23 protein-coding genes and 1 tRNA gene are annotated in these 26,218 nt (G+C 63.8%); 15 read left to right on the top strand and 9 right to left on the bottom strand.

The genetic code is table 11. From position 1 onward, the window contains the following. Positions 1–3: 3 nt before the first annotated feature. Genes JST30_06000 through JST30_05990 form a run of 3 tightly spaced genes read right to left on the bottom strand, consistent with a single transcriptional unit; the run spans position 4 to position 4,460 of the window. Entirely contained in the window at positions 4–474 is a 471-nt protein-coding gene (locus tag JST30_06000; GenBank protein MBS1713872.1) for a hypothetical protein, read from the bottom strand. A gap of 45 nt (positions 475–519) precedes the next feature. After that, positions 520–3,090: a polynucleotide kinase-phosphatase gene (locus tag JST30_05995; protein ID MBS1713871.1), complete on the bottom strand. Its 2,571-nt coding sequence runs from the start codon at positions 3,088–3,090 to the stop codon at positions 520–522. Further along, positions 3,087–4,460 (bottom strand): 3' terminal RNA ribose 2'-O-methyltransferase Hen1, encoded by a 1,374-nt coding sequence (locus JST30_05990; protein MBS1713870.1) that lies wholly within the window; start codon positions 4,458–4,460, stop codon positions 3,087–3,089. Before JST30_05990 ends, JST30_05995 begins: the two co-directional genes overlap by 4 nt. A 153-nt stretch (positions 4,461–4,613) precedes the next feature. Between JST30_05990 and JST30_05985 the strand changes: the two genes are divergently transcribed. The 4 genes from JST30_05985 (at position 4,614) to JST30_05970 (ending at position 8,644) form a co-directional block, all read left to right on the top strand. Continuing rightward, positions 4,614–5,285, top strand: coding sequence for a sugar transferase (locus JST30_05985; GenBank protein MBS1713869.1), 672 nt, complete (start codon positions 4,614–4,616; stop codon positions 5,283–5,285). A 116-nt stretch (positions 5,286–5,401) separates the two neighbouring features. Next, on the top strand, positions 5,402–6,442 hold the full coding sequence (locus tag JST30_05980) for an exosortase/archaeosortase family protein (protein ID MBS1713868.1): 1,041 nt from the start codon (positions 5,402–5,404) through the stop codon (positions 6,440–6,442). Then, entirely contained in the window at positions 6,439–7,092 is a 654-nt protein-coding gene (locus JST30_05975; protein MBS1713867.1) for a hypothetical protein, read from the top strand. The genes JST30_05980 and JST30_05975 overlap by 4 nt, the downstream gene beginning before the upstream one ends. Before the next feature lie 19 nt (positions 7,093–7,111). Continuing rightward, positions 7,112–8,644 carry a hypothetical protein gene (locus tag JST30_05970; protein ID MBS1713866.1) on the top strand — a complete coding sequence of 511 codons (1,533 nt, stop codon included), beginning with the start codon at positions 7,112–7,114 and terminating at the stop codon, positions 8,642–8,644. A 4-nt stretch (positions 8,645–8,648) separates the two neighbouring features. Here the strand turns inward: JST30_05970 and JST30_05965 are convergent. Both JST30_05965 and JST30_05960 read right to left on the bottom strand, forming a co-directional pair. Continuing rightward, positions 8,649–8,736 (bottom strand) — tRNA-Ser (locus tag JST30_05965). A gap of 37 nt (positions 8,737–8,773) precedes the next feature. Then, a complete protein-coding gene (locus JST30_05960) occupies positions 8,774–10,819 on the bottom strand; it encodes a DUF255 domain-containing protein (GenBank protein ID MBS1713865.1) in 2,046 nt (681 codons plus the stop codon). Between the two features lie 35 nt (positions 10,820–10,854). On the opposite strand from JST30_05960, the gene gatC reads away from it, so the two are divergent. The 6 genes from gatC to JST30_05930 are packed head-to-tail and all read left to right on the top strand — an operon-like array spanning position 10,855 to position 15,240. Next, positions 10,855–11,145, top strand: a complete 291-nt coding sequence (gatC, locus tag JST30_05955) for an Asp-tRNA(Asn)/Glu-tRNA(Gln) amidotransferase subunit GatC (protein ID MBS1713864.1) — start codon at positions 10,855–10,857, stop codon at positions 11,143–11,145. Between the two features lie 3 nt (positions 11,146–11,148). Continuing rightward, the gene (gatA, locus tag JST30_05950) at positions 11,149–12,600 is read left to right on the top strand and encodes an Asp-tRNA(Asn)/Glu-tRNA(Gln) amidotransferase subunit GatA (GenBank protein MBS1713863.1); all 1,452 of its coding nucleotides are present in this window, start codon (positions 11,149–11,151) and stop codon (positions 12,598–12,600) included. Between the two features lie 5 nt (positions 12,601–12,605). Beyond that, positions 12,606–13,439 carry a hypothetical protein gene (locus tag JST30_05945; GenBank protein ID MBS1713862.1) on the top strand — a complete coding sequence of 278 codons (834 nt, stop codon included), beginning with the start codon at positions 12,606–12,608 and terminating at the stop codon, positions 13,437–13,439. Continuing rightward, positions 13,436–14,254, top strand: coding sequence for a 4-(cytidine 5'-diphospho)-2-C-methyl-D-erythritol kinase (ispE, locus tag JST30_05940; protein MBS1713861.1), 819 nt, complete (start codon positions 13,436–13,438; stop codon positions 14,252–14,254). The genes JST30_05945 and ispE overlap by 4 nt, the downstream gene beginning before the upstream one ends. After that, positions 14,242–14,988: a nucleotidyltransferase family protein gene (locus tag JST30_05935; GenBank protein ID MBS1713860.1), complete on the top strand. Its 747-nt coding sequence runs from the start codon at positions 14,242–14,244 to the stop codon at positions 14,986–14,988. The genes ispE and JST30_05935 overlap by 13 nt, the downstream gene beginning before the upstream one ends. A 3-nt stretch (positions 14,989–14,991) precedes the next feature. After that, positions 14,992–15,240: a hypothetical protein gene (locus tag JST30_05930; protein ID MBS1713859.1), complete on the top strand. Its 249-nt coding sequence runs from the start codon at positions 14,992–14,994 to the stop codon at positions 15,238–15,240. A gap of 9 nt (positions 15,241–15,249) precedes the next feature. On the opposite strand, the gene JST30_05925 is transcribed toward JST30_05930, so the two are convergent. Next, a complete protein-coding gene (locus JST30_05925) occupies positions 15,250–15,762 on the bottom strand; it encodes a hypothetical protein (GenBank protein ID MBS1713858.1) in 513 nt (170 codons plus the stop codon). 104 nt (positions 15,763–15,866) lie between these two features. On the opposite strand from JST30_05925, the gene rmuC reads away from it, so the two are divergent. Next, positions 15,867–17,252, top strand: coding sequence for a DNA recombination protein RmuC (rmuC, locus tag JST30_05920; protein MBS1713857.1), 1,386 nt, complete (start codon positions 15,867–15,869; stop codon positions 17,250–17,252). Between the two features lie 35 nt (positions 17,253–17,287). Then, the gene (locus tag JST30_05915; GenBank protein ID MBS1713856.1) at positions 17,288–17,662 is read left to right on the top strand and encodes a hypothetical protein; all 375 of its coding nucleotides are present in this window, start codon (positions 17,288–17,290) and stop codon (positions 17,660–17,662) included. Positions 17,663–17,675: 13 nt separating this feature from the next. Here the strand turns inward: JST30_05915 and JST30_05910 are convergent, their stop codons facing one another. The 3 genes from JST30_05910 to JST30_05900 are packed head-to-tail and all read right to left on the bottom strand — an operon-like array spanning position 17,676 to position 23,057. Next, on the bottom strand, positions 17,676–18,368 hold the full coding sequence (locus JST30_05910) for a creatininase family protein (GenBank protein ID MBS1713855.1): 693 nt from the start codon (positions 18,366–18,368) through the stop codon (positions 17,676–17,678). A gap of 3 nt (positions 18,369–18,371) precedes the next feature. Continuing rightward, on the bottom strand, positions 18,372–21,542 hold the full coding sequence (locus JST30_05905) for a glycosyl hydrolase (protein MBS1713854.1): 3,171 nt from the start codon (positions 21,540–21,542) through the stop codon (positions 18,372–18,374). 36 nt (positions 21,543–21,578) lie between these two features. Then, positions 21,579–23,057 carry a glycosyltransferase family 39 protein gene (locus JST30_05900; GenBank protein ID MBS1713853.1) on the bottom strand — a complete coding sequence of 493 codons (1,479 nt, stop codon included), beginning with the start codon at positions 23,055–23,057 and terminating at the stop codon, positions 21,579–21,581. 95 nt (positions 23,058–23,152) lie between these two features. Here JST30_05900 and JST30_05895 point away from each other — a divergent pair, with 95 nt between their 5' ends. The 3 genes from JST30_05895 (at position 23,153) to JST30_05885 (ending at position 26,195) form a co-directional block, all read left to right on the top strand. Continuing rightward, complete coding sequence (locus JST30_05895) at positions 23,153–23,815, top strand: ThuA domain-containing protein (protein ID MBS1713852.1); 663 nt, start codon at positions 23,153–23,155, stop codon at positions 23,813–23,815. Positions 23,816–23,880: 65 nt separating this feature from the next. Then, entirely contained in the window at positions 23,881–24,924 is a 1,044-nt protein-coding gene (locus JST30_05890; GenBank protein ID MBS1713851.1) for a hypothetical protein, read from the top strand. Positions 24,925–24,965: 41 nt separating this feature from the next. Then, the gene (locus JST30_05885) at positions 24,966–26,195 is read left to right on the top strand and encodes an MFS transporter (GenBank protein ID MBS1713850.1); all 1,230 of its coding nucleotides are present in this window, start codon (positions 24,966–24,968) and stop codon (positions 26,193–26,195) included. The last annotated feature ends 23 nt before the right edge of the window (positions 26,196–26,218 follow it).

Below are 26,218 nucleotides of genomic sequence, written 5' to 3'. Positions count from 1 at the left end.
GGCTCAGACCAGCTTGAGAAGCTGTCGGACGGCGCCTAAATGGTACGCCAGGTGCGGCAGGATCGCGAGACCGCCGATGGCACTGTCTTCGACCGACCAATCCGTCGTCCCTTCGTAGAACGGTCGGAACGTCTCGTATTCACGGTGGAGAGTCTGGACCATCTCCTTCCATCGTGCCTCGTCCACCGATTGGACCTTCCAAGTGTCCTCCCAAGTCCCTTCCGGTTCCTTGCCTCCGGCATAGACGTTGACGCCTTGAAGGGTGTAGATCATATGGTTGACATGCGCCGCGATGGTCGCGAGTCCGGGGCCCGGGCTGGCCGAAGCCCGTTCGGCGGTCAACGAGTCGACCGCGTCGAACACGCCTTCCTGGCCCTGGACGAACCACGTTCCTTGCGCACCAGGCTTGATCCCTTCGAAACACTCGCGCAACAGCTCGACCGCGGCTTCCTGGACCGGATGGGTGGAGGGCATGCGGACAGTATAGCTTTGTCTAGTTGCCTGCGGGCGAACGTCGGCTCAGAGCCGTGGATCCACGGGCGTGGACTCCGTCGCGAGCACGGCAAAGACGCACTGATGAACGCGGCGCAAGGGCTCGCGGTCGACGAACCGCTGGAGACCTTCGATCCCGAGGACGAACTCGCGTTGGGACAAGGACTGCTTCCGCGAGATTCCACGCTTTCGAAGCCGGTCCAGGTTTTGCGGCGCTAAGTACTCCGGGCCGTAGATGATCCGCAGATACTCCGGGCCACGGCACTTGACCGCCGGCTGCACGATCCCGCGCGCCCCACGGACGAGGAAATCGGACGGCTTGACGACCATGCCTTCGCCGCCTCGGGCCACCAGGTCTTCCCACCACTGGCAGGTGTCCTTGACGTCCTGTTCGGACCCCAGGTCGACGGTCCGATAGCGCGTCGCGACGAACAAGGGGTCGTGAGCGCAAAAAGCCGCAGAGGTCTCCATGTGCCACACGTGCGGTTTGTCCGTATGGACGACCCCCTCCGACGCCAAGATATGGAACGGGGCGAGACGGTAGTCGTCGATCGACGACACGGGCCAGCAGTACCTCCGGTAGGCATCGATAAACTTTTCGGCGGCTTGTGCCCGCCCTTCCCATGCCTGTTGGTCGGCGTCCAAACCGGAGACACCACGTCCACTTGCCGCTTGCAGGACGTCCCTAGCAGCCCTAGAAGCAGCCAAGGCGGCCGCGCCCGTCGGAGCGTATTGACGCACCAACAAGTCCTTTGCCTTTGCCGACCAGGGCATCAGTTCGCAGTCAAGGACAGCCCAGTCCGAGCCCAAAACGTCCCAGGTTCCGGCGACCTCCAACGCATTGCGGAGCCGATCGATCACCCGACCGTTCAATTCGGGACTATCGAAGAACGCCCGGCCCGTCCGCGTGGTCACGATGCCGCAGCCGCTCGCCTCGATCCCGAAACGCCGCATCGCGACGGTTTCGTCGCGGCACACGACGACCACGGCCCGCGACCCCATGTGCTTTTCTTCGCAGACGACCGATCCGACGCCTTGTGACCGGAAGTACGAAAAGGCCTCGAGCGGATACTCGAGGAATCCGGGGCGGTCGGACGTCGCACACGGCGACATCGTCGGCGGCAGGTACACGAGCCACTTCGGATTGACCGCGAACCGGCTCATGACTTCGAGCGCTGCCGCCGATTGCTCCGGCCAGACGGTCAGGTTTCCGGCCAGACCGGTCGAGACGATCCACTTACCGGTCACGTCGCCGACGTCCAGGACGTCGTCCAGTTCGTGTTGCGCCGAGAGCCCTCCCGTCGCCACGATCGGACGAGACGGCTCGCTGTACGTCTCCCTGGCCGCCACGGACACGGTATCGCCCTCGGGATAGCGTAGGGCGGTCAACCGTCCTCCGAAGACGCATCCCGTGTCGACGTTGATCGTGCGGTTCAGCCATTCAGGCTCGACCACGGGCGTGTGGCCGTACACGACCTTGGCCTTCCCGCGGTATTCGCTCGCCCAGTCGAAACGCACGGGAAGGCCGAAGTCGTCGGTCTCGCCCGTCGTCTCGCCGTAGAGCGCGAAAGACCGGACGGCCGAGGAGGCCCTTCCCTGCATGTCCTCGCGCATCCCCGCGTGGGCGACCACGATCCGCCCCTCGTCCAGCACCAAATGGCTGACCATGCCGTCGAGGAACGTGCGGAGTTCCGCGAGGGCGTCGTCCGACGCACCGTCCAATTGCTCCAACGTCTGTTCCAGGCCGTGACGCACCTGCACGTCTTTGCCGGCCAGCTTCTTCGACAGCTTCTCGTCATGGTTCCCGGGAACGCAAAGCGCCGTCCCGGAGGCCACCATGTCCATCGCCAGCCGCAAGACGGAAGGCGAGTCCGGGCCGCGGTCGACCAGGTCGCCGAGGAACACGGCGCGCCGTCCCTCGGGCGGGACCACGGTGTAGAACCGGCCGGACGTCATCGGCCGAGGGACAGGCGCCGGAGGGTCGACGGTGTAGCCGAGCTTTGTCAAGAGGGCCAGGAGTTCGTCGAAACACCCGTGGACGTCTCCGACGACGTCGAACGGCCCCCGTTCCTCGCGCCGGTCGGTCCAGAGCGGGATCCTGACGACTTCGACCCTGTCCAAGTCGTCCGGTTTCAGGACGGTCGTGTACCTGAACCGCTCCCTCCTCAAAGATCCGAGCGAACGTTTGAGCTGACGGACGTGGTTGCGGACGACGTGCGGGCCGAACTGCCTGTCGGGCCGTTCCGCGTTCCGGGCGTGGCAGACTTGCTCGGGCGTGTCGATGACGATCGCGACGGGCACGGCATGGAACCGGCGGGCGAGTTCGATGAGGGGTGCCCGGGCATCGGGCTGCACGTTGGTCGCATCGACGACGGTGAGCTTGCCGCGTTTCAGGCGCTTCGCGACGATGAAGTGGACCAGTTCGAAGGCGTCGTTCGTCGCTTCGAGACTGTTCTCGTCGTCGTCGACGACGCCCCGGCACGCGTCCGAGGACACGATCTCGGTCCCTTTAAAGTGCTTTCTCGCGAACGTCGACTTGCCGGAACCGGACGCCCCGACGAGTACGATCAAAGAAAGTGCGGGGACTTCGATCCTCACCGTCGGAACACCGCCAACTGGCTTGAAGCCCCGTATTGGGGGTCGACCTCACCGACGGGAGCCGTTTCCACGGAATATCCGAACCGCGCTCCGATCGAAGCGCACCAATCGGAGAACTCCGCCCGGCTCCATTCGAAACGGTGGTCCGGATGGCGGAAAGCCCCTGGCGTCATCCCCTCGTACAGCACGTTGTAGTCCCGGTTCGGCGTCGTGAGGATCACGGCCCTCGGCCGCGCGAACTCGAACAGACACCGTTCGAACGCGGCAAGGCGGGCCGAGTCGAGGTGCTCGACGACCTCGACGACCACGGCCGCGTCGAAGCCAGAAAGCCGCGCGTCACGATACGTCAACGATCCGTGAAGGAGGTCGATCCGCTCCCGGGCCTTAGGCGTCATCGACTCCAGACGAAGCCGCCGGGCGGCGATCTCCAAGGCGCGGTAGGAGACGTCCATGCCGACGATCCGGTCCAGGCCCTTGACCTTAAGGAGCTTCTGCAAGAGCCGCCCTTCGCCACAACCCAAGTCCAGGACCGTCCGAGCGTCGCACCGGGACAAGGCTTCCAAGACGGCATCGTGCCGCTGTCCGTGCAGCGACACGGGCTTGGCCGGTGCTGTTTCCGGCTCATCGTCGTCGACGGGCCGTCCGTCGTCCAGCCCGAGCCGGTCCAGCGCCATCCGGACGAGAGAACGGTCGCGATGGAGATACCGCTCCGCGATCTCTAAGCGGTGAGGATGGTCCTTCAACCAGCCGTCGCCTTTGCGCAGGAGTTTTTCGACTTCGGCCTTGTCGACGTAGTAGTGCTTTTTGGCGTCCAAGGCCGGGACGAGGACGCACAGATGGGCCAAGAGGTCCTTGGTGCGGACGGTCCCGCGAAGAGTCACGTCGAAATACCGGCTCGCACCCCACTCGGGAAAGGTCTCGTCGAGAGGGACACTCTGGCATTCGACCTCGTATCCCAAGGGGGCGAACAGCCGTCGGACGGATTCGTCCGACCCTGCGGGAAGGACGGGCAAGCGGGCCACGAGCGGGATCGCCGTCTCGGCGAGTCCCGGCCGGTCTTTGCAGTTTCCGGCCATCGCCGTTCCATAGACGCGGCCCAGGGCGACGCTGAGGAACGAGTTGGCGACGTACGGACGGTCGTTGACGTACGGTTCGAGAACGGCCGACCGGGAGTCGCCCGGCTTTCTTGAAAGGGCGACCGGGTCGATCTCGAGAAGGAGGGCGGCCGTGCAGGCCTCTTCGGTGGCTTCCGGGAACACGACGAGCGCCGTGCCGAACGTCAGTTCGACACGGTGGGAATTGGCCGGATTCTTGTGGAGTAAGTATCCAAGGTCTGTCGCCGGCCGGTGCGTCGTGGAGACCAGGAGCATAGCGTCGGGCTTCGGGTTTTACCTGAGTGCCAGGTTCGCCGAAGCACGGTAGAGGAGGGCGGCTGAACCACCGATATGCTAAAATAGAGTCACGGGAATTGTCCCGGGAGGGTTCGCCCTGTGGCTTGGTTAGAACGGAGATCAGGAGCTGTCATGTCGTTACGCACGTCAGAACCCGTAGCGATCGCTAACGAGCGGTTGCACAATCTGACGCCGCGCGTGATCACTTACCGGAAGAGGAAGCGGATCCTCGACATCGTCGGGTCGACCGCGCTCCTCGTACTGTTCTTTCCGTTGATGCTGGCGATCTCGCTGGCGATCAAGTTCACGAGCAAAGGGCCCGTGTTCTATAAGGCCCCCCGGGTCGGACTCTGCGGCCGGATCTTCCCGTTCTACAAGTTCCGCTCGATGAGGGTGGACGCGGACAAGCAATTGGCCGAGTTACAGGATCAGAACGACCGCGAAGGCCCGATCTTCAAGAAGCGGGACGACCCGCGGATCACACCCGTCGGCAAGTTCATCCGGAAGTACAGCCTGGACGAACTGCCCCAGCTCTTGAACGTCTTCCTCGGCCACATGAGCCTGGTCGGGCCCCGGCCTCCGTTGCCCCACGAGGTCGAGAAGTACGACGATTACATGGCCGAACGTTTGAGCGTCCGGCCCGGACTGACGTGCTATTGGCAGATCATGGGCCGCAGCGACCTGACGTTCGAGCAGTGGATGGAGCTCGACCACCGTTACTTGAACGAAATGAGCCTTTGGGTCGACCTCAAGATCCTCTTCATGACCCCTCGGGCCGTGCTCAAAGGGGACGGGGCCTATTGAAGCCCGGAATGGTACAGTTCCTGCGTCACTCGGGCAGTCTGGCCTGCGAGAAGCCCTGTGCCGGCAGACGTCCGGGAACCGAAGATTAGCTCAGGCCGTTTGAGACAGGAGACCGCATGTCAATCAGCGACACCAGCCAGCCACTCCCCGGGATCACCCCTGCCGATACGGTCGGCGAACCCGTCGAGCGCAGGAAGTTCGACGCGGTCGGGCTCCTGAAAGACAGCACGTTCCAGATGGTCATGCTCGTCCTAGCGGCGACCGTGTTCTGTTTCTGGCCCCTCTTGTACCAAGAGGTCTGGAAGAAATGGATGGACATGGAGGGCTACTACGCCCATGGCCTGTTGATCCCGGTCTGTTCCGCCTATCTCGTCTGGGACAAGTGGGACAAGCTGAAACAGATCGTCGTCAAACCTCAGTTTTGGGCGGCCGTCCTGCTGATCCCCATCCTGTACTCGACGTATGCGGCGTCCCGCTCGATCATGCCGTCGCTGCTTTCAGGCCTCCTGATCACGACGTTATTGGTCGGGACTTTGATCGTCGCAGGCTGGAAGTGGCTGATGGCCCTCTTCGCCCCGGTCTTGTTCCTCTTCCTCGGAATGCCCGTCTGGGACAAGCTGATCGACACGAACACGATGCACCTTCAGTTGTGGTCGTACAAGATCGCGTTGAAGATCCTTCAGATCACCGGGTTCGAACCGTACAGCAGCCAGGACAACGTCATCTTCGTCCCGCACTTCTCGCAACCGCTTCAGATCGCGGTCGCCTGTAGCGGACTTCGGACGACCATCGCGATTTCGGCCGCCGTCGTCTTTTTCGTCCTCATGACGAACCTCGACCACTGGTACTCGGCGATCCTGGAGTATCAAGACGGCGCGAAGCAGGCCAAGAGCAAGGCCGCACTCGTCGGCGACATCGCTAAGCGGCTCATCAAAAAGATGCGGTGGATCGCGATCATCGCGTTGCTCGCGGCCGCGCTGCCGCTCAGCATCCTCATCAACGGGATCCGAATCGCCATGATCGGCATGGTCGCGAACAGTGCGCCCGAATGGTCGGGCGAGAACTTCAAGATGATGCACGACATCAGCGGCTATGTCGCGCTCGGCATCTGTTTCGTCGCCCTTGGCTGGATCAGCAAGAAGCTGGGATACAAATGAACAAGACCCCTTTCATCGCTTTGGCCGCACTCTTGGCCGCCGGCGGAGTCGTCAACAACGTGTCCAGCATCACGGCAGGCAATAAGAAGCCCGAGTCGTGGTTGGAAGACCACATGCCGACGGCGGTCGGGGACTACACGCTCGAAGCCACCGGCGGATCCAAAGTGTCGTACCGCATGGACAAGAGCACCTACGAGGAGCTCGATCCGATCGGGATCGCGGCCCAGCGGTTCAAAGGCCCGGCCGGTGCCGGGTTCGACGCGGTCACCATCGCCGGCGACGGGATGAAGTCGTTCCACGACCAGCGCTGGTGCTTCAACGCCCAGGGCTGGACGATCGTCGAATCGAAGGAGACGGTCGCGCCGACCAAGGCGTTCGGGAACGTCCCTGTCACGCTCGTCAAAATCGAGCGCGCTTCGACAGGGGCCCAATACGCGGTCTTCACCCTTCGGGGTCCCTCGGGCTTCCATAGCGACATCCCGAGCGCGTCCAAAGACTGGTTCTGGTACGAATTCCTCAAAATGAAGAAATACACGGGGTTCTTCTATCGGGTGATGCCGACCACCGGCGGTATGACCGCCGATCAGGTCCTCACGTTCACCGGCAGCTATATCGACGCGGCCAACGACGCGATCAAGGACGCCCTCTAAGGGGGCCGCCCACAGGGACGTGGAGAAGTACGGATACAAGGGTGGCGTCCCGTTGCGCCTGGCCCTTCCGATCCTGCTCCTCCTGATCGCGCTCGCCAGCGTCCCTGTCTGGAACGTCGAATATCCCCCGATCGTCGACTACCCCTTGCACATGGCAAGGGCGTACCTACTGTCGCTGCCCCAGGACGGTCAGGGGATCACCGAGTTCTATCGAGCCCATTGGATCCCGATCCCGAATCTGGGGATGGACATTTTGGTCTCGCTGATGATGAAGGTCATGACGCCGATGGTGGCGGGCAAGGTCTTCCTGACCCTGGTCATCGGCCTCCTCTTAAGCGGAGGGTTCGCTTTAGCGACGGCCTTGCACAAGAAGGTGACCGTCGCCGCTTTCCTACCCGTCGTGGCCCTGTACGACCAATGGTTCCTGATGGGGTTCGCGAACTACCTCCTGGGGCTTGGGCTCGGGCTGTGGGCCATGGCCCTTTGGGTGGCCTCCGAACGATGGCCGGCGCGAAAGCGGCTCTTGGCGTTCGGTGCGGCCTGCTGCGTCATCTTCGTGTGCCATTTGATGGCGCTACTGGTCACCCTCGGTGCGGTCTGGGCGTTCGAAAGCGTCCGCACAAAGGGCATGCGCTCCGCAATGCTCGGGGCAGGGGTCGGTTCGACCGTGACGTGCCTTCTCGCCTTCATCGGTCTCACTGCGACCCACCGGACGCCGATCCAGTTCACGGGCCGGGCCGCTTCGATCGTCCAGGGGGTCAGCCCGGCTTTCGACGGCTGGCTTTGGCTGACTTTGGTGCCTCTGCTCCTGTTCGTCCCGATCATGCCGGGTAGCCGTCTGAACATCGACCGCAGGGCCCAGGTCGCGGCGATCGGTCTCGGCGTCGTCTGTCTTCTGGGGCCGTCGTTCATGGGCGGCACTGCGTTCGCCTGCGACCGCCTGACGCTACCGACGTTCATCATCGCCTTGGTCTCGCTCGGGGAGACGGCCAGCGGGGCCTGGGCCGACAACGCGCCCGTCCGAAGGTCGAGGATCGCGATCGCCATTGTCGCCGTGACCCTCAAGGCCATCGCCCTCTGGCCGTATTGGACCTCGGCCGCAGGCCGTTCGCACGACCTGGTCACCGCTTTGACCGCGTTGCCGGAACGCAGTACGTTGGTCTCGTTCCAGCTCGGGCCGTCGGCAAGCCCCACGTGGCGCGACCTCCGCCACGCCCCCGACTGGACCTTGATCCACAGACCGGTCTTCGTCGCCCAGAACTTTACGAAAGTGAGGCAGCAGCCGATGAAGTTCACCGAGCCGTTCGAGCCGTTCCACGTCTATCAGGTGAACAACCCCAAGGAAGTCGCGGACGTCGCAGCCCTGGAAACTGAACTCAGAACGGTCGGCACCCTCCAAAGCGGGCTCGAATCAGCGTTGAGCGGCCAAAACCGGACTTCGGCCGGGCTCTATGCGCTGGTCTTGTTCGTCGGAGAGGCGCCGGAATCCCTGCAAAGGATCGGCGAGACCGTCGCCCGCGGCCCCGGTTTCGTCGTGAGCCGCCTCAAGTAAGAGGTGGAGGAGAGGGTGGGATTCGAACCCACGGAGCCTTGCGGCTCACCGCATTTCGAGTGCGGCGCACTAGACCACTATGCGACCTCTCCGGGGAAGTCGATTATGGCAAGGAATCGCGTCCTGACGCTAGGGCGCGCCTAAAGCCGCACCGACCTCTTCTGGCGCGAACGGCCCCGTCACGGTTCCTTGTCGGACCACGTACACGCCAGGAGCCTTTCCTTGGAAGTCCGTCCGCACCGTACCGAGAGCGGGGACGCAGGGAGTCTCAGGGGCTTCCTTGGCCGACTTGAACGCGAGGACGGCCGCGTCCGGGCCGGTGGTCACCACGCTCGTGTCAGCCAGCACCACCGACATCGCATGGGCGAGGCACCCGATCCGGAAACCCACGTTTCGCGTCAAGTGTCCGTAGGCCGAGACCAAAGTTAAGGCTTGTGACCGGAACGCCTTCCCGGCCGGACGGTCGCGATAGACGCACGCATACGTTTGAAGGAGTCGGACCGCCGTACCGGTCGCCGATGCCGCCGCGCCGTCCGTCACGCTGGGCCATGTCGCCCAGCCCGCTTCCTCTGGAATGCGCTCGGGCACCGACGAAAGGAGGACAGGTTCGCCCGGTCGGCCGAACAAGCGGAGGGAGCGCTTCAAGACGGCAGTCCCGCTCTCCAGGGTGCGAGCGTCCCCAGTCGCCTGGTAGACCTGGACGGCGGCGTCGGCATAGGCCAGATAATCGTAAAGGCACGGACTCCCGATGATCGCGTTGTCCTTCGTCTTCAGGAGGTCGTCCGGTCCAGTGCGGAACTCATCGGCCAGAGCGAACAGCTCCAGGGCTTGCCCGAGTCTCGTCCTATCGTTCAAGAGGCGTGCGGTTTCGACGAGGCGCGCAGCCAGTGTCGCGGTCTCTCCGACGAGGCCCGAAGTCCCTTGCCGGAGCCCGGCGCTAGAGCGCAGGTTCCTGAGCCGGGCGAAGTAGCCGTCGTACACCGCCGTCCGTTCCACGAAATTGATCGGGTCCTTGACGACCGGGACCATCGCAGCGTTCGAGTCGACGTCGAGACCCAGCTCCGCTTTGAGGAACACGTTCTCTTCGGCCGAGAACGACCGGGCCAAGACTTGGGGTTTGAACGAATACCGCTTGGCACGGCCCATCGTTTCGGCTTCCACGAAGACCGCCGACGACACCGATCGGGCATGGACGAAGGCCCTCAAGCAACCGTCAAAGCCACGTTCCGCCAATTTGCGGACGAAAGGATCCTTGGTCTGGGCGGCAAGGGCAGCGAGCGTCGCGGTCGTGTCGGCGTTCAAGGTCGCCACTTTTTCGAACCGGACGACCGGGGCTTCGTTCGTCTCGATCGACCGGAAAAAACCTCCGTCGAGCCAGTCGACAAAGCCGGAGACCATGAGGGCCCGGACTCCCTTGGCCTCTTCCGAAGTCAGCCCGTCGGCGCCGAGGAACCTCCACTCCCAAGGATTCAGCGATTCGACGCCGCTCGGGGCACCCCTGGCCCTGAGCCGGGAGAGACTCGATTCTGCGTATTGCGACAGGTCGCCGGTCTCGCTCGTCGGTTGACCGAACAGGACGGACCTGTCCAGAGCCATCGCGCGCTCGGACGCGCTCGCCTCGTCAAGGCCCGCCAAGCGTTGTGCCGTCGAGAGGACGCTGAGGAAGACCTGGGCGTCCAGTTTTTGGCGCGACGCGTTCCGGGCGAAATGTCCGACGGGCCGACCGTCGGGACGAAGGACGAGGACGTACCAACCGGGTTCGATGCCGGACGCGGCCCATGCCAACGGCATCGGCCCGAGCCGCCACTCCGGGGAGACGGTCGCATCGATACGTACGGGGACGAACTCCCGGTTGAGCCGCTCGGCGACTTCGGTATCGCTCAAGACGGCGTTGTCGAACTGCCGTCCCGCTCCGTTCCAGTCGCACCCGACCACGAACAGCAAGGGCCGGTCCGTCCGCTTGGCCTCTGCGAAAGGCTCGTCGGACAAGGTCCGCCAGCGGACGCGTTCCTTGGCGGCCTGTGCCATGAACCCTCCGGGAAGAGAAGCGACCGGGTTCGGCTCGGGTGGAGGGATCAGCGGGCGCAACAGGGCGAACGTCGTGAAAATGCCCACGAGGACGACCATGGTCCCGACCACGGCAGGGTAGGTCTGCTTTGCGCCCCAGCCCGGCATGAACCCCGATTATGCGCTGGCTATAATGGGAGTCCATGTCGATTTCCCTGGACGAAGTCCGACACGTCGCCAGGCTCGCCCGCCTGGAGCTCGACGACGTCGAGCTCGCCGCGTTCCACGGCGAGCTCAACGCGTTGCTCGGACACTTCCAGGACGTCCAGAACGTCGACCTCAGCGCGTTCGGCGCGAAGCCACACGCCGTCTCCCTCCAAAACGTCTGGTCGGAGGACGAAGCCGTCACAGGATTGAGCCGCGACGAAGCCATGCGCAACGCCAGCGTCTCGCGCGCGGGCCTCTTCATTGTCCCGACGATCATCGAGGACTGACCTTTGCTCACTCAGGCGAGCGCCGCCGAACTGGCCGCCCGACTCAAGGCCCGCGAAGTTTCGGCCGTCGAGGTGCTCGAAGCCCATCTCGAACGCATCGACCGGCACGACCCAGACCTCGGCGCGTTCCTTTACGTCGACCGTGAGGCGGCCTATCGGGACGCACGACGCTGCCAAGAAGCGTTGGACCGCCGCGAGGGCGGCCCGTTGACCGGAGTTCCCGTCGCCCATAAGGACAATCTGTCCACGGCCGGCAGTCCGACGACTTGCGCGAGCCGTATCCTCGAGGGTTTTGTCCCCCCTTACGACGCGACCGTCGTCGAGCGGGCCCGCTCCCATGGGTTGGTCTCGGTCGGTAAGACGAACCTGGACGAGTTCGCAATGGGGACCTCGTGCGAGAACTCCGCGTTCCAGGTCACTCGGAACCCGTGGGATCCGGACTGCAGTCCTGGAGGAAGTTCGGGAGGATCGGCCGTCGCTGTCGCCGCCGAAATGTGCCCGGTCGCCCTCGGTTCGGACACCGGCGGTTCCGTCCGGATGCCGGCCGCCCTATGCGGGATCGTCGGGTACAAGCCGAGCTATGGCCGAGTGTCGCGCTACGGCCTGATCGCGTTCGCCTCCAGCTTGGACCAAGTCGGAACGTTCGGCCGCACCGTCGAGGACGCGGCCTTGGCCGCCGAGGCCGTTTCCGGACACGATCCGAGGGACAGCACGTCGGCGATCTTGCCTCCCGTGTCCAGCCAAGGCGTCAAAAGCGGCACTTTGAAGGGCACCAGATTCGGACTGCCGGAAGAGATGTTTTCGGAGGCGGTCGAGCCAGACGTCCGCGAATGCCTAGAACGCGCGGTCGAATCCCTGGTCAAAGAAGGCGCGGAGGTCAAGCGGTTGTCCCTGCCGAGCACGTCGCTCGGCGTCAGTACGTATTATCTGATCGCACCGGCCGAAGCCAGCAGTAACCTGGCCCGGTTCGACGGCGTCCGTTTCGGCCCGACGGTCGGTGGAGACGGCCATGCCGGGAACTCGGCCAGGACCCGCGGGACGCTCTTCGGCCATGAAGTGAAACTCCGGATCATGGTCGGAACGTACGCTTTGTCCGCAGGGTACTACGACGCGTACTACCTCAAAGCTCAGCAGGCAAGGGCGCTTATGGTAGCCGAATTCGATCAAGCGTTCCAAGACGTCGACGTCCTGGTCTCTCCGACTTCGCCGACGGTCGCGTTCCGCCTGGGGGCCCTGCGCGACGATCCGTTGGCCCTGAAGCTGCTCGACCGCTGCACGGTCCCCGCCAATCTGGGCGGCTACCCGTCGCTGTCGCTCCCGTGCGGCTTCGCCAGGAACCTCCCCGTGGGGCTCTGCCTGACAGGCCCCGTCAACCGGGACGAAGACCTCTTGAGAACGGCCCACGCCGTCGAACGGGCCCTTCCTTGGGGCTACCGCCGTCCTCCGATGCCCTGAAGACCATGGAAGAGATCCGCCGACGCGACAGGGCCGTGTTCTTGAAGGAGCTGTTCTCTTTCGGGAAGCTCGTCCAGATCCTGGTCGGACTCCTGGTTTCTGCGGGCCTCGTCTCCCTGTTCCACCTTGGCGGAACGTGGTTGACCCTTGTGGCGCTCGGCATGACGTCGGCGCTCGTCTGGTCGGCGTGGGACGCCAGCAAGACGAAGCGGTTCGTCAACTCCAAGTTCCAGCTCATTTGGACGGCGTGCCAAGAACGGCAACGGCGGTTCCACCATGCGCTAGGACAACTTAGCAAGCGCGGGATCGCCGACCTTCAAGAGCTCCCACGGACGATCGAAGGCGTGTCACAAGAGCTGTACGTCGCCCTGCGTAGGGCCGACATCGTCGCGCACGAGGTCGCGAACAGCGAGGGATGGCTCGTGGCCAACCCGCGGATCGGCCAGCCGATGTCGCCGGACCGCCAGGCACAGGAGCTCTATCGGATCGCCGACAAGAACATCGCCGAATACCGTCAGCACTATTTGAACGTCATGGGCGGGGTGGAACGGACGGAAGCCCAAGCCGCAGTCTTCACGACCACCCTCGACACTCTTCGCATGAAGATGCTGGGTTACCGGCTGGTCGGACGAGACCTGGAGGCTCCGACCCACGAGTTCTTGGCCGCTTTGACCGAGGCAAGGATGCAGCTCGACTCGATCGATAAGGCTCTGGACGAACTGGAACTGACGCCTTTCCCGACGACGGTCACCCTTGTTCCTGACGGCCCGCCTCCCGTTCCCTCCCATCTTAAGAGCATCGCCGATCCTGCCGAGGACCGGTTGGAGGAACGCTTTTGAACGCCTTGCTCGTGACGTGTCCGGCTAAGGTCAACACGTTCCTCAGCGTCGGTCCTCCCGACGTCACCGGTTACCACCCCCTGCGGACCGTGTTCCAGGCGATCAGCCTCTGCGACGATCTTCTGATGGAAGCTTCTGAAACGGACGGCTTCCAGTGCGACTGGCCGGGAATGCCTTTGGAGAACACCGTGACAAGGGCCTGGCGCCTGGCCAAAGAGTACGTCAGCCTCCCGAACGTCATGGTGAGCCTCACCAAGAGGATCCCGGCAGAAAGCGGGCTTGGTGGGGGAAGTTCGGACGCGGCCGGGCTTCTCCGCGGGTTCGTCCGCTTGACCAAGGGCCGGTTCACCTTGGAAAACGCCGCGGAAGTCGCAGCCGCCGTCGGATCGGACGTTCCCTTTTTCCTCGTCGGGGGAAGGGCTCAGGGGCGTGGCTATGGCGCAGACTTGACGCCGCTGCCGGACGTCGCTCCCAAGCACATGGTCGTGACCAGGCCCGAGCAAGGCGTCTCGACTCCCGCGGCCTACCGCGCCCTCGACGAAAAGCCTCGCCCCTGGCGGGACTTCGACGCGTCGCCGGACGCCTTGTACAACGACTTCGAATCCGTCGCCCCGGTGGCGTGTCGGGATTCGGCCTGCGCGTTGAGGGCGCTCGGCGCGACCGGGACACTGCTTTGCGGATCCGGCTCGGCGGTCTTCGGCCTGTTCCCGTCGGCCGAAGCGGCGGACGAGGCGGAAAAGGGCCTGGAACGGGACGGGCTGTCAGCCTGGACGTGCCGTACGTTGACGCGAGAGGAGAGCTTATGGACATCGTGATCTTGGCGGGAGGTCTGTGCGACCCGGAAACGGCGGAAGCGACCGGGTGCCGGTTCCGTGCAGAACTGCCCTACAACGGTCGGACGATGCTCGAGACCGTCATCTCTGCCGTTTCGCCCCTGGGAGGCGCGATCGTGGTCGGTGAAGCCCCGGAAGGCCCTTACCGACAGGTCGCTCCCGGTGCGTCGTTCATCGAAAGCCTTCAGAACGGACTGGACGCGGTCTCGACCGGAAGTTTCTTGCTCGTCACCGCCGACCTTCCGTGCCTGACGACGGCCGCGCTCGAGGACTTCGTCCGACGGGCCGACGTCCAGGCGGCGCTGAACTACCCCGTCATTCCTGTCCGTTTGTGCGACGAGGCCTTTCCTGGAATGAAGCGCACCACGCTCAGATTGAAGGACGGCGAGTTCACGGGAGGCAACATCGCGTTGATGAGCACCGACTTGATGCAGCGGGCGCTTCCCGTCTTGCAACGGGCGTACGCGGCCCGTAAGAGCCCGGGCCGTCTTGCGGCGATCGTCGGATTCGGCACTTTGGCCCGCGTCTTGCTCGCTAAGGTCTTTCCGAAATCACTGAGCCTCGCTGCTTTGGAGCGGATCATCGGACGGTTCCTCGGAGTCCCCGTACGGGCGATCGAGACGCCGTTCGCAGAGATCGGCGCCGACGTTGACAATTTGTCCCAGTACAACTCCCTGATCGCTCTAAAGAAAGGGGAGTCGGTTGCCGTTAACTAGAATGTGAAGCTCTATCTCGTTGACGGTGGGACCGACGACGTCCAAGCGACCGAGAACTTCCTGATGCGCCTGTGCGGCGTGCTGGATGCTTCTGTCTGGTCCCGCGACGGACGGATCGTGGCTTCCGTGACCCTCTCGAACGACGCGACTTATGGCGCGGACGAACTTCATTCGGCGTGCCAGGCCGGCCTCGGCCGTGCCCCCCACCTCTTCATGCTGCAGCGGGCGTTCCGTCCTGCAGCCGCCGCCTGATACGGCTTCTTAGCGTCCGACGGGAACGACCTTTCCGGAAACCGTGACACCCTTTCCTCCGGTCGCCGCGTCCTTATCCGGATCACCGTGGGCGTTCCACGACGCGTCCCTCGACTCGAAAACGAGCACGGTTTCGGCTTCGGCTTTGACGTCCAACGGCTTGCCCGCAAGCTTGTCGTTGACGGCATAGCCGTAGTCCAAACCGCCGCGCCCCGGAACTCTGAGCTTGTCCTTGGCCTCCGCTTCTGTCAGGTCGCTCGTCTTCAGCCGGATCAGGGCTTGGTCCATCCATTGACCGGCGTCTGGCAACTTTCCTTCACTCTCCGCCGAGAGGAGCAACGACGCCTGAATGGCCTTCAGGTTGTTCTCCCGACCGACCTGGTACTTTTCAGTCGCGACGTCGTCGAGCAGGCCGGCCTTCTTGGCGTCCATCGCCGCCTGGGCGACCTGGAAGAGCCACGTTCCGACGAGGACGACGATCAGCGCCCCCACTCCGATCGCGACTTTCCGACCGTTCGACATTCCGCGATTGTGCCATAGCCCGCGCGGTCGGCCCCCGTCTCGTCCAGAGCTCTGAACGACGTCGCCGGTCTTCCCGATACCTCGACAAGGCTATACTAGTCTGCATGGACGCGGCGTGGGCGCTCGGGGGATTGGTCTTAGGGGCCGCGGTCGTGTGGTGGGTGATGCGACAGGCTCAAAAGTCGGTCGAAGCCCGGGCCGACGACACCGCCGACAGGCTCAAGACCGTCGAATCCGAAGCGAAATCGACGGCCGAAAGACTCGAACAGGCCCAAGCCGGCCTAGCGGAGAGCCAAGCCGAGTGCCGCGCCCTCAGGACGACGATCGACGAACGGGAGCGCTCCCACGCCGAGCGGCTCGAGACGTACCAGAGGGCCGAAGAACAGCTGAAGGACACGTTTAAGGCTTTGAGCGGCGACGCCCTGAAGCAGTCCACGGAGCAACTCGTCGTCCAGGCCGAGGAGGTCCTCAAGCGCTACAAAGAAGCTGCCGACGGGGACGACGACGCGCGGAGGAAGGAGATCGACGCGATGCTGGCTCCGATGAAGGACCGTCTGAAATCGCTCGACGAACAGAACCAGCAGATGGAGCGGCACCGGGCGGGCGCGTATAAGGAGCTCACGGAGCAGGTCCGAGCCCTCAACGAGCAGCAGGCCACGCTTAAGACCGAAACGAGCAGGCTTGTCCGCGCACTTCAAGACCCGGGCAGTGCGGGTTCCTGGGGCGAGATGGTGCTCGAGAGGGTCGTCGAAATGGCCGGTCTGGAAGGATATTGGAGCTACCTGACCCAGGAGTCGGTCACGACCGAGGACGGACGTCAGCGGCCGGACATGCTGATCCAGCTCCCAGGCGGACGGTCGATCGTGATCGACTCTAAAGCTCCGATGCGGTCGTACGTGACGGCGCTCGAGACCGAGGACGGCCCGGCCAAAGAGGCCCTCATCGTGGACCACGCGGCCAAACTGTTGGGCCACGCCAGAGAGCTGAAACGTCGCGACTATTCGAAGACCATCGCTTCGGCACCCGACTTCGTCGTCCTGTTCGTCCCCAGCGAGTCTGCTTACCGGGTCGCGGTCGAGAAACGGCCGGCCCTCTTCGAAGAAGCCCACGAGAACAACGTCGTAATGGCGACTCCGACGACCCTCTTGGCCCTTCTCAAGGCCGTCGCTTACGGTTGGCGACAAGAAAAGCTCGCCGATTCTGCCCGACAACTCCAAGCCGACGCGGCCACGTTGTACGACCGGGTCTGCAAGATCGCGGGCGACTATGCGAAGCTCGGAAAGGCGATCGGCGCGGCCGGTCGGGTCTACAACGAACTGGCAGGCTCCTTAGAGTCCCGCGTTCTCCCTGCAGCCCGAAAGTTCAAGGACCACGGCGTACAGTCCCACACGGACATGGCCGTCATCGACCAGGTCGAGTTCGTTCCCCGGCAGCTCACGAGTCCCGATTTCGTGACGGACGAGAGGCCGGTCCTTCCAGGAACGGAATGAACGCCTGAGAGACCGACAACGTCTGAGGAAAGCACGTGCCGAGAGACGAATGGTCCGGAGAACGCCCCCGAAAGGCGTGGTCCCTCACTCCATGGCTCGTCTTCGCCTGCATGATCGTGTTCGGAGGCGGTATCGCAGGAATGGCCTTCCGGTACGTCCGGATGCCGACCGAAATGGCCGTCGCCGACGGCTTCCGCATTCCACCGGGGTGCAAGGTCGTCGCGTACTCCCATGACCCAGCTCTGGGTCGGCACACCGTCGTCCTTCAAGTCGAAGACCAAGCCGACTATGACCGGCTCGAACGGAACACGCCGGACTTCTTCGGACCTTTAGGCGAAGGCGAGACCGTTCAGACACGTTTCTCAGACAAAGGCCGCCGACTGACCGTGGTCCGGTCGGTCCAACCTTAGGCTTCCGGATCTTTCAAAGCCGCTCGATCAACGCCCGGGTCTCCTCGACGGCGACCTGCCACAGGGCCGACATGTCGTCGTCGCTCCGGACGTACTTCCCGCCAAAACTACCGTCACCTAAAGCCTCTCGGGCCTTGTCCGGTGCCGTCGTGACGACCGCACCGTAATCGACGGGGGCTTTAGCGTCCGACGGGACGGTGACGCCTTCGAGCCGAGTCCAGGGAAAGTTCTCCATCCAGGAAGCGTGAGACGCCTCAGGATCGGTCGCCATCACCTTCGCCCACGTCTTTGGCGCGTTCCACCAGTCGTGCCAGACGACGTGGACGCCCGAACGGGCCACCCACTCGGCGACGACCGTCCTCGCCGGGACATTGCCCCCATGGCCATTGACGATCAAGATCCTCTTGAACCCGGTCGAACCGAGCGACGTCAAGACGTCTTCGAGGATTCTTCCGTAGGTCTCCAGTCGCAACGACACCGTTCCGGGATAGGCCAAGAACGCCGGAGTGACGCCGTATGCCAGGACCGGAAAGACGGGCACCCCCATCGGAGCGGCCGCCTCGATCGCCATTCGTTCCGCGAGGATGCTGTCCGTGGCCAGGCTCAGATACGCGTGCTGTTCGGTGCATCCCAAGGGTAGGACGCAACGGTCGTCGACCGCGAGCCGGGCCTCGATCTGCATCCAGTTCGATTCCGCGATCCTCAAGCCTTACTGACCGCCGTCTTCTCCGTCCCGGTCGCCGCCTCGGCCCTTGGGCGAGGACTCGGCCGCGTCGTTCTCGGTCCGTCCGTCGGTCGTCGTCCGCGGAGGCAGCCCGGTCGGAACGACCTCCTTCAGGCCAAGTTTCTTGGCTTTTTCGTTGAACGCGGCCAGATCGGTCGCGAAGACCTTGGCGAGGGCGTCCAGTTGGACCTGAAGTTGTGCCGACAGCGCTTCGAACACCTGGACCGCCTGCCGGGTCGGACGGAATTCTCCGCCGTTGACCGTCCCGAACACGCCCGAGAGCTTGTCGTTCAGGCGGATCGGATAGTTCAGGGGGTCTTGACCGGACTGGCTCTTCGTCTGATAGACGGCCTCTTCGATCGGAGTCATCTTGCGGTCTAACGCCGTTCCCAAGCTGCCGAGTTCGGGCTTGGCCTGGACGGCCTCTTGGACGGCCTTCCGGACGGAGCGGACCTTCATGACAAGATCGTTGGCTTCTGTGATACGGCCAGCGATCTTCTTGGCCAGCTTGAACTGCTCGACCGTATCGGCCTCCGTCGTCTGACCGGCCGGGTTAGGGACCATCCGTAGCGGTTGCTCTGTCACGGAACCATCGACGTCGAGGACGACCCGGTACAGGCCGGAGGGAGCGGCGATCGAACCCCCGCCGCCGGTCCAGAGAACCATCGAAGGGGCGCTTCTCGGGCCGGGATAGGAGAGGCTCCGAACGGAGACCCGATGGAATCCCTTCGATGCTTCGGCCGAGGCGAGGCTTCCGACCTGTGTGCCGCTTTCGTCGAGCACCTTCAGTCCGACCTTCTTCGCCTCCTCAGGCAAGAAGTAGTCGACGACGATGCCGCTCATCGGGTTCGCACCGACTTCGGCGGTGGGATCCGTGCGTCCGCCGCCGCCCATGGAGAAACGCTGGCGGTAAGCGTCCTTCGGCCGAAAGAGCCAAGGGCGCGTCACAGGCTTGGCCCCTTCTCGGACGGCAACGGCCGCCTGCCTCAGAGATTCGATGTTGTCCAGAACCCAGAAGCTCCGACCATGGGTCGCGACGACGATGTCGTCGTCCTTGACGGTCAGGTCGTGGACCGGACAGACGGGCAGGTTGCTTTGTAGCGGACGCCAGGCACCCCCGTTATCGAAACTGACCCAGACTCCGGTCTCAGTCCCGCAATAGAGGAGGCCGGCCATCTCAGGGTCTTCGCGGACCACCCGGACGAAACTGTCTTGGGGCAGTCCCGTGACTTTGTTCTTCCATGTCTTGCCGAAGTCTTCGGTCACGAAGACATAGGGCCGCTTGTCATCGTTCTCATGGTTGTCGACGGCAAGGTAGGCCCGCCCCGCTGCATGGGGCGAAGGGTCGACCATGCTGCAAAGCCCCCAGTGCGGCATGTCTTTCGGCGTGACCGCTGTCCACGATCCGCCCGCGTTCCGTGTGACGTGGACGAGGCCGTCGTCAGAACCGGCCCAAATCAGACCCTTTTGTTTCGGTGACTCCGCGACCGTGAACACGGTCCCGTAGTACTCGACGCTCGTATTGTCTTGAGTGATCGGGCCGCCGCTCGATTGCAGGGTCTTGGGATCGTTACGGGTCAAGTCCGGACTGATCTCGTCCCATGACGCCCCGCCGTTGCGCGTACGGTGGACGACCTGTGAGCACGTGTAGAGCGTGTCGGGGTCGTGCGGCGAGAACACGATCGGGAACGTCCACTGGAAACGGTACTTCAGATCGACCGCCGCGTGCCCCATCGGGTTGTCGGGCCATGGGCTCACATCGCGGTAGATGCCTGTACGGTGGTCGAGCATGCCGAGTTCGCCTCCGTACGAACCTCCGAACACGACGTCGGGCTCGTCGGGTTTCGGCGTGACATAGCCGCTCTCGCCACCTGCCGTGGACGTCCAGTCAGAGGGCCCGATACCTCTTCCTCCCGTGCGCGAGGCGATCCGTACCGTGCTGTTGTCCTGTTGGGCGCCGTAGATCCTGTAAGGGAAGGCGTTGTCCGTCGCCACGTGATAGAACTGGGCGGTCGGGATGTCTTGTTCCGACCAGGACCGCCCGTCGACCGTGACCGTAGCGCCACCGTCGTTGCTTTGGACCATCCGCTTGTTGTCCTGCGGGTCGATCCACAGGTCGTGGGTATCTCCGTGCCTCGCGTTCACTCCCGTGAACTTGAAGCCGCCGTCCTTTGAACGGTACATGCCGACGTTGAGGACGTAAACCGTGTCCTTCTCGAGCGGGTCGGCCACGACCCGGGTGTAGTACCACGCCCGTTGTCGGTACTCTCGGTCGTCGGACGTGAGCTTCCAAGTCGCGCCGCTGTCGTCGGAACGGAACAAGCCGCCGTCTTGAGCCTCGACGAGGGCGTACACCCGCGTGGAATCGACCGGCGAGACCGAAACCCCGATCTTGCCGAGGACGCCTGCAGGCAGTCCCGGGTTGCGGGACAGGTCGCTCCAGGTCTCGCCGCCGTCCGTGCTCTTCCAAAGCCTGCTGCCCGGGCCTCCCGAATTGAGCGTGAACGGGGTCCGCCAGGCCTCCCATGTGGACGCGTACAACGTATCGGGACTCTTCGGGTCGATGCACAGGTCGCACCCTCCCGCTTTGTCCGACACGTAGAGGACTTTTCTCCAGGTCGCTCCGCCGTCCGTAGACTTGAAGACTCCGCGTTCCTTGTTGGGGCCATAGATGTGGCCGAGGGCTGCGACCCAGACGATGTTCGGATCCGACGGGTGCACGACGATCCGGGCCACGGTCTGGGTGTCCTTAAGGCCGACGTTCCTCCACGCTTTGCCCCCGTCCGTCGACTTGTAGACCCCGTCCCCCTCGCTGATGTTTCCTCGAATGTCCCTCTCTCCGGTCCCGGCGTAGACGACGTCGGGGGACGAGGGGCTGACGGTCACGGCGCCGACCGACGATGTCGCGAAGAACCCGTCGCTGACGCATTTCCATGTCTGACCGGCGTCGCCGGTCTTCCAAAGTCCTCCGCCACACGCCCCCATGTAGAACTCGGTCGGTCGCCCGACGACCCCGCTGCAGGCGACGGAGCGTCCCCCACGGTAGGGACCGATCGAACGCCACTTCAGTCCGTCGACGATCTCGTCGGGCTTCGTCTGGGCGAAGGCGGTAGGGACGAACAGCGTGAGAGCGACCAAGGCGAAGCGTCGACCCATATCGGACGACGTTACCACCTGGACTTGACCACGTCCCTACCGGATCGGTACCGCTTCGATCACGGCGTACCCCTTGGCCGACGGTACATCGATCCGCCGTAGGGTCGAGGGACCGACGACTTGCCCGGGCCGCAGTGCGCCATCGGTCTTGGCGACGCTCTCCGGCGCCAGGATGAAGAAGGGCCTTGTCTCGTTCTTCCAGGCAGAGGGGTCGTCGGTCGTCACGGCCGGACGCTTCAGATAGAAGAGGATCGACGGATGGCTCGTTTCGCGGAGAGTCAGCGAGATGGACGTGTCTCCTGATCCGCCGATCTTATAGACGTAGACGGGCCGGTCCGTTTTGCGGACGAACTTCGCTGCCTCTTGGACCCCCTTCATCCTGTTCGTCCAGTCGAGCGTGAAGGCCCATTGGGCGAGGATAAAGACCACGACGCTCCAGGACGCGCCCACCAAAGTCCAGTCCGTCCGAGGACGCCTTCGGACCAGAGCGGTCGCGAGCAAAGCGGACAAAGGGACGACGGCGGGAAGGATGTAATGGGGCAGCTTCGTGCCGCTGACGGTAAAGAACAGCAAGGGAACGGCGGCCCAGCAAGCCAAAAACGCAAGGGCAGGATCCGATCGCAAGGACGCCAGTGCCTTATGTCCCGGTTCTGGAGACGTCCGCTTCAGGAGCCGCCCGATCAGGAAAGGCAAGAACGAGGCCGCCAGGATGACAGGGTAGTAGACCGGGTGCGACCAAGCGGGGACGGCGTGCGCCTTGTCCCCACCCGCAAACCGTCCGACGTTCTGCTTGATCAGGAACTCGTCCACGAAGGACTGGCCGTTCTGCAGGTAGCACGGGACGTACCAACTCGCAATGACGGCCAGGAACACCAACGTCCCTGTCGCCCACCTCCAACCTAGGCGCGGCCAGCTCCGGGTCCAAAGGCCATATGTGACGACGGTTCCGACGAACAGGACGGCGGCGACGGGCCCCTTCGCAAGGACGGCGGCTCCGAGGGCAAAGGCGCTGACTTCCGCACCGAACTTCGGCCGACCGCCGTCTCCAGGGTAGGCGGCTTCAAAGAAGCACGTCATGGCCACGGTCAGGAAAAGGACGAGCGGTGCGTCCGTCATCATCATCCGGCCGATCGCGACAACCAAAAGGTTAGTACAGTAGACAAGCGTCGCTGTTTTAGATTCGCTAGAGCCGACCCAGCGGCGTGTGAACCGGGCGAGCACGACGGCCGTCGCCAACGTGCAGAGGACGCTCGGTAGCCGAGGCCCGACGTCCTCTCCGAAGAGTTTTAGGGCGGGAATCGAGAGCCAATAGGCCAGGATCGGCTTTTCGAACCAGGGCACACCGTTGAGGGTGGGTGTGATCCAGTCCCCGCGCCGGATCATATCGACGACGACCGCGCCGTAATAGCCCTCGTCCAGGTCGAACAGGCCGTACGTCCAAAAACCGAGAAACGGAAGGATGCAGGCGGCGACGAGCGCCCAACCGGGTAACCGCGTCTTGACCCCCGCCTCCATGTGCCCGCGAGTTTGACACAGGGCCCCCTTGCAAGCCGACGCGGGTGTCCTAGCCTTCCCAAAGCCCTTGCCTTGCCTCCCTCTATGCTGGAAACGTGAAATCTGCTCTTATCGTGTGGGGCGGCTGGGACGGTCATGAACCGGACAAGGTCGCCGGGTTTTTCGAAGGACTTCTGAAAGCCGAGGGCTTCGACGTGACGGTCCGGGACACGCTTGACGCCTTTCTGGAGCCGTTGGGCGGATACGACCTCATCGTCCCCGTCTGGACCATGGGGCAGATTTCCTGGGAACAGTGCCAGTCCGTCTGTAAAGCGGTGTCCGAGCAAGGAACGGGATTGGCAGGCTGCCACGGAGGCATGTGCGACGCGTTCCGCGAAAGCACCGAATGGCAGTTCATGACCGGCGGACAGTGGGTGGCGCATCCGGGTGACGACGGCGTCCGGTACACGGTCGAGATCGACCGGGACAACCCTCATCCGGTCACAGACGGGCTCCCCGACTTCGAGGTCGTGAGCGAGCAGTACTATCTCCACACCGATCCTGCGAACAACGTGCTCGCGACCTGCGCATTCCCTAACCCCTCCATCGGGGAGGCCCGGAACGGATTGGTCGGACCTTGTCGGATGCCGACCGTCTGGACGCGTTCCTACGGTCGTGGAAAGGTGTTCTATACGGCGTTAGGGCACAAGCGGGACGTTCTGGAAGCCGAAGTGCCGCGGGAAATCTGCCGCCGGGGCCTGCTCTGGGCGGCACGATAGACGAAAAACAGCGAGAATCGCGCGAAAAGGTGAAACGATCGGCGGTTTCGTGACACAAAGTCACTATGGGGCTGCGGATGTCACAGACGGTCAGGCTCGTCGGATTTGCGGGTTTGGCGGCGCTCGTCAGCGGTGGGACGCCTGCAGACTCCCGAGCGACGGGCGCATCGCCGGACCGGGCGCGGAAGGTTCGTGCCGAGGGTTTTCGTTATCCCAAAGAGAACGTCGGTTACAAGTACACCGTCCTTGGCGTCGCGGACTTGACCGGCAAGGCTCCGACGGCCTGGGACATCTCGGGGCACCGAGACGCCTACCTGACGCGGCTCGTCGCGGAAGCCCTTCAAAGGGATGGCGCTCCGACGGCCAAGACTGTCCCTGGCAGGAAGAACAGGTATCTCATCGTCTCCTTGACGGTGCACTTCAGCCCACGTGCCGATCCGGTCGTCGCGGACCGGATCGAAGACGACACCGCCTATGCCAACTGTATCCAGCTCTCGTCGTTCCGCGACGGCGATTCTCTGACGAGCCCCCGTACGACCGTTACGGCGATGCCGTTTTCCGCCGCGGCGGACCGGTCGTCAGCCTCGTTCTTCCTGCTCCGGACTTTGAAGCTTCCCGAAACGAAGCCGTTCCGATTGTTCCCTGGCGAAGGCGCCTCGCTTCAAGACCGGAGCGTGGTCTTTGCTCGAGCTGACAAGGGCGCGCCTCACGAAATCCCGGACATAACGGCTAAGGAGGGCTCTTGGTGGTCGCTAGAGTTCGACTGTGTCCAACCGAAAGACGATCCTGCGGAATACTATCTCACGGCCTTGGGATCCGATGGCAAAGCGATCGTCTGCACGGACCAGGACGGTACGCCCGTGTCCTCGAAAGTCCTCGCCGCGTCGAGAGCCGCCGAGGCGAGCGGAGGGCGACTTGACCCGCGGCGGCCGCTCGGAAACCGCTTCCGGATGCCTCTTCCAGGAGGGAGCGTCGCTCAAGACGGCAAGATCCGCGTCCTCTGCTCCGTCGATCCGGTCCGGATCGCCGAGATCAGGGTCGACGCTTACGTCCGGGAAGAGGTCGAGATCGCCGGCATTCCGCTCGATCCCGACGGCGTCCGACCTTAACGCCCTCGTTCGGCCCTTTCCGGTCGAGGCCACGTATCAGAATGGGGCGTGGTCAACGGAGGAGGAGCCTGAGCACCTCGAACCTGCATCGGGTCAGGATCGAAGCGACGCTCTTCGTCCTCGCCTTTCTGGACATGCTGGGTTTCAGTATGTTGATCCCGGACGTGCAACTGCGTCTGGACGCTCTCCTGCCGCCCCTGAGGGACCCCGCGACTGGATGGGACTGGAAAGGTGCCGTCATCGGCCTCGTCCTGAGCAGCATGTTCATCGTCCAGATCCTGGTCTCGTCGGGTTGGGGGCGGTTGAGCGACCGGATCGGCCGCAAACCCGTGGTCGTGATCTGCACGGCCGTTTCTGCGGCGTCGATGGGCGTGTACGCCTTGGCCACGAATCCGGCCCACATCCTCTTGAGCCGGATCCTGGCGGGCCTAGGGGCGGCCAACATCGCCGTAGCCCAAGCCTACATCGCCGACCTGGCCGCGACGGGCTCCAAGGTGGCAGCGATGGGGCGCATCGGAGCGGCGATCTCGGCGGGTCTGGTCGCCGGGCCCGCGATTGGAGGACGTTTGAGCGATGCGGGCGGGAACGCCCTCCTGGGAGCCGTCGCTTGCGGAGCATCGGCCGCCGGTGCGCTTTTGGCGTTGATCGTCTTGCCGTCGTTACCTGTCACGCCCCGCGAAAGCAAGCCCAAAGGAAACCTTGACATCCTTCGGACGGTCCCTGGCTTGACGCGGGTCTTCGTCGTCATCGTCATTGGTTGGTTCGCGCTTGCGACCCTCGAAGGGACGTTCGGTCGGTTGATCCATGCGACCCTCGGGCTCGGCACAAAGGAGTTCGGGGACGTGTTCAGCTACGAGTCTCTCCTTGGTCTCGTCGTCCAGGGCTTGCTCGTCGGGATCGTCGCCAAAAAGTTTTCGTCCACGGCGGTGCTTCGCGTCTGCTATGTCCTGATGGGTCTCGGCCTCGCACTGTTCCCCTACGCGCCGTCGTTGCCCGCGATTTTCGCAGCCTCGACCGTCTACGGCATCGGAACGAGCATCGCCAATCCCACGGCGAACGCGCTCTGCAGTCAATTGACTCCGGAAGAGCGCCAAGGAGAGATGTTCGGGCTTCTGCAGAGCGCACGTTCGTTCGGTTTCATGGTCGGCCCGTTGCTCGGCGGTGCGATCTTCGACGCGTGGCACGCCGGGCCCTACCTGCTCGCTATGGCGGTCTGCGTGTGTGCGGCCCTTGCCGTCCCTCGGATTCCCCAGCCCGAGGCGGCGACGTGACCGCAGACCTGCTCCGGCTCCGC

It is taken from the genome of Armatimonadota bacterium (assembly GCA_018268395.1).
Lineage (GTDB): Bacteria > Armatimonadota > Fimbriimonadia > Fimbriimonadales > Fimbriimonadaceae > JAEURO01.
Note: the sequence above shows the minus strand (reverse complement) of the source record. Positions and strands in the feature narration are given on the sequence as shown.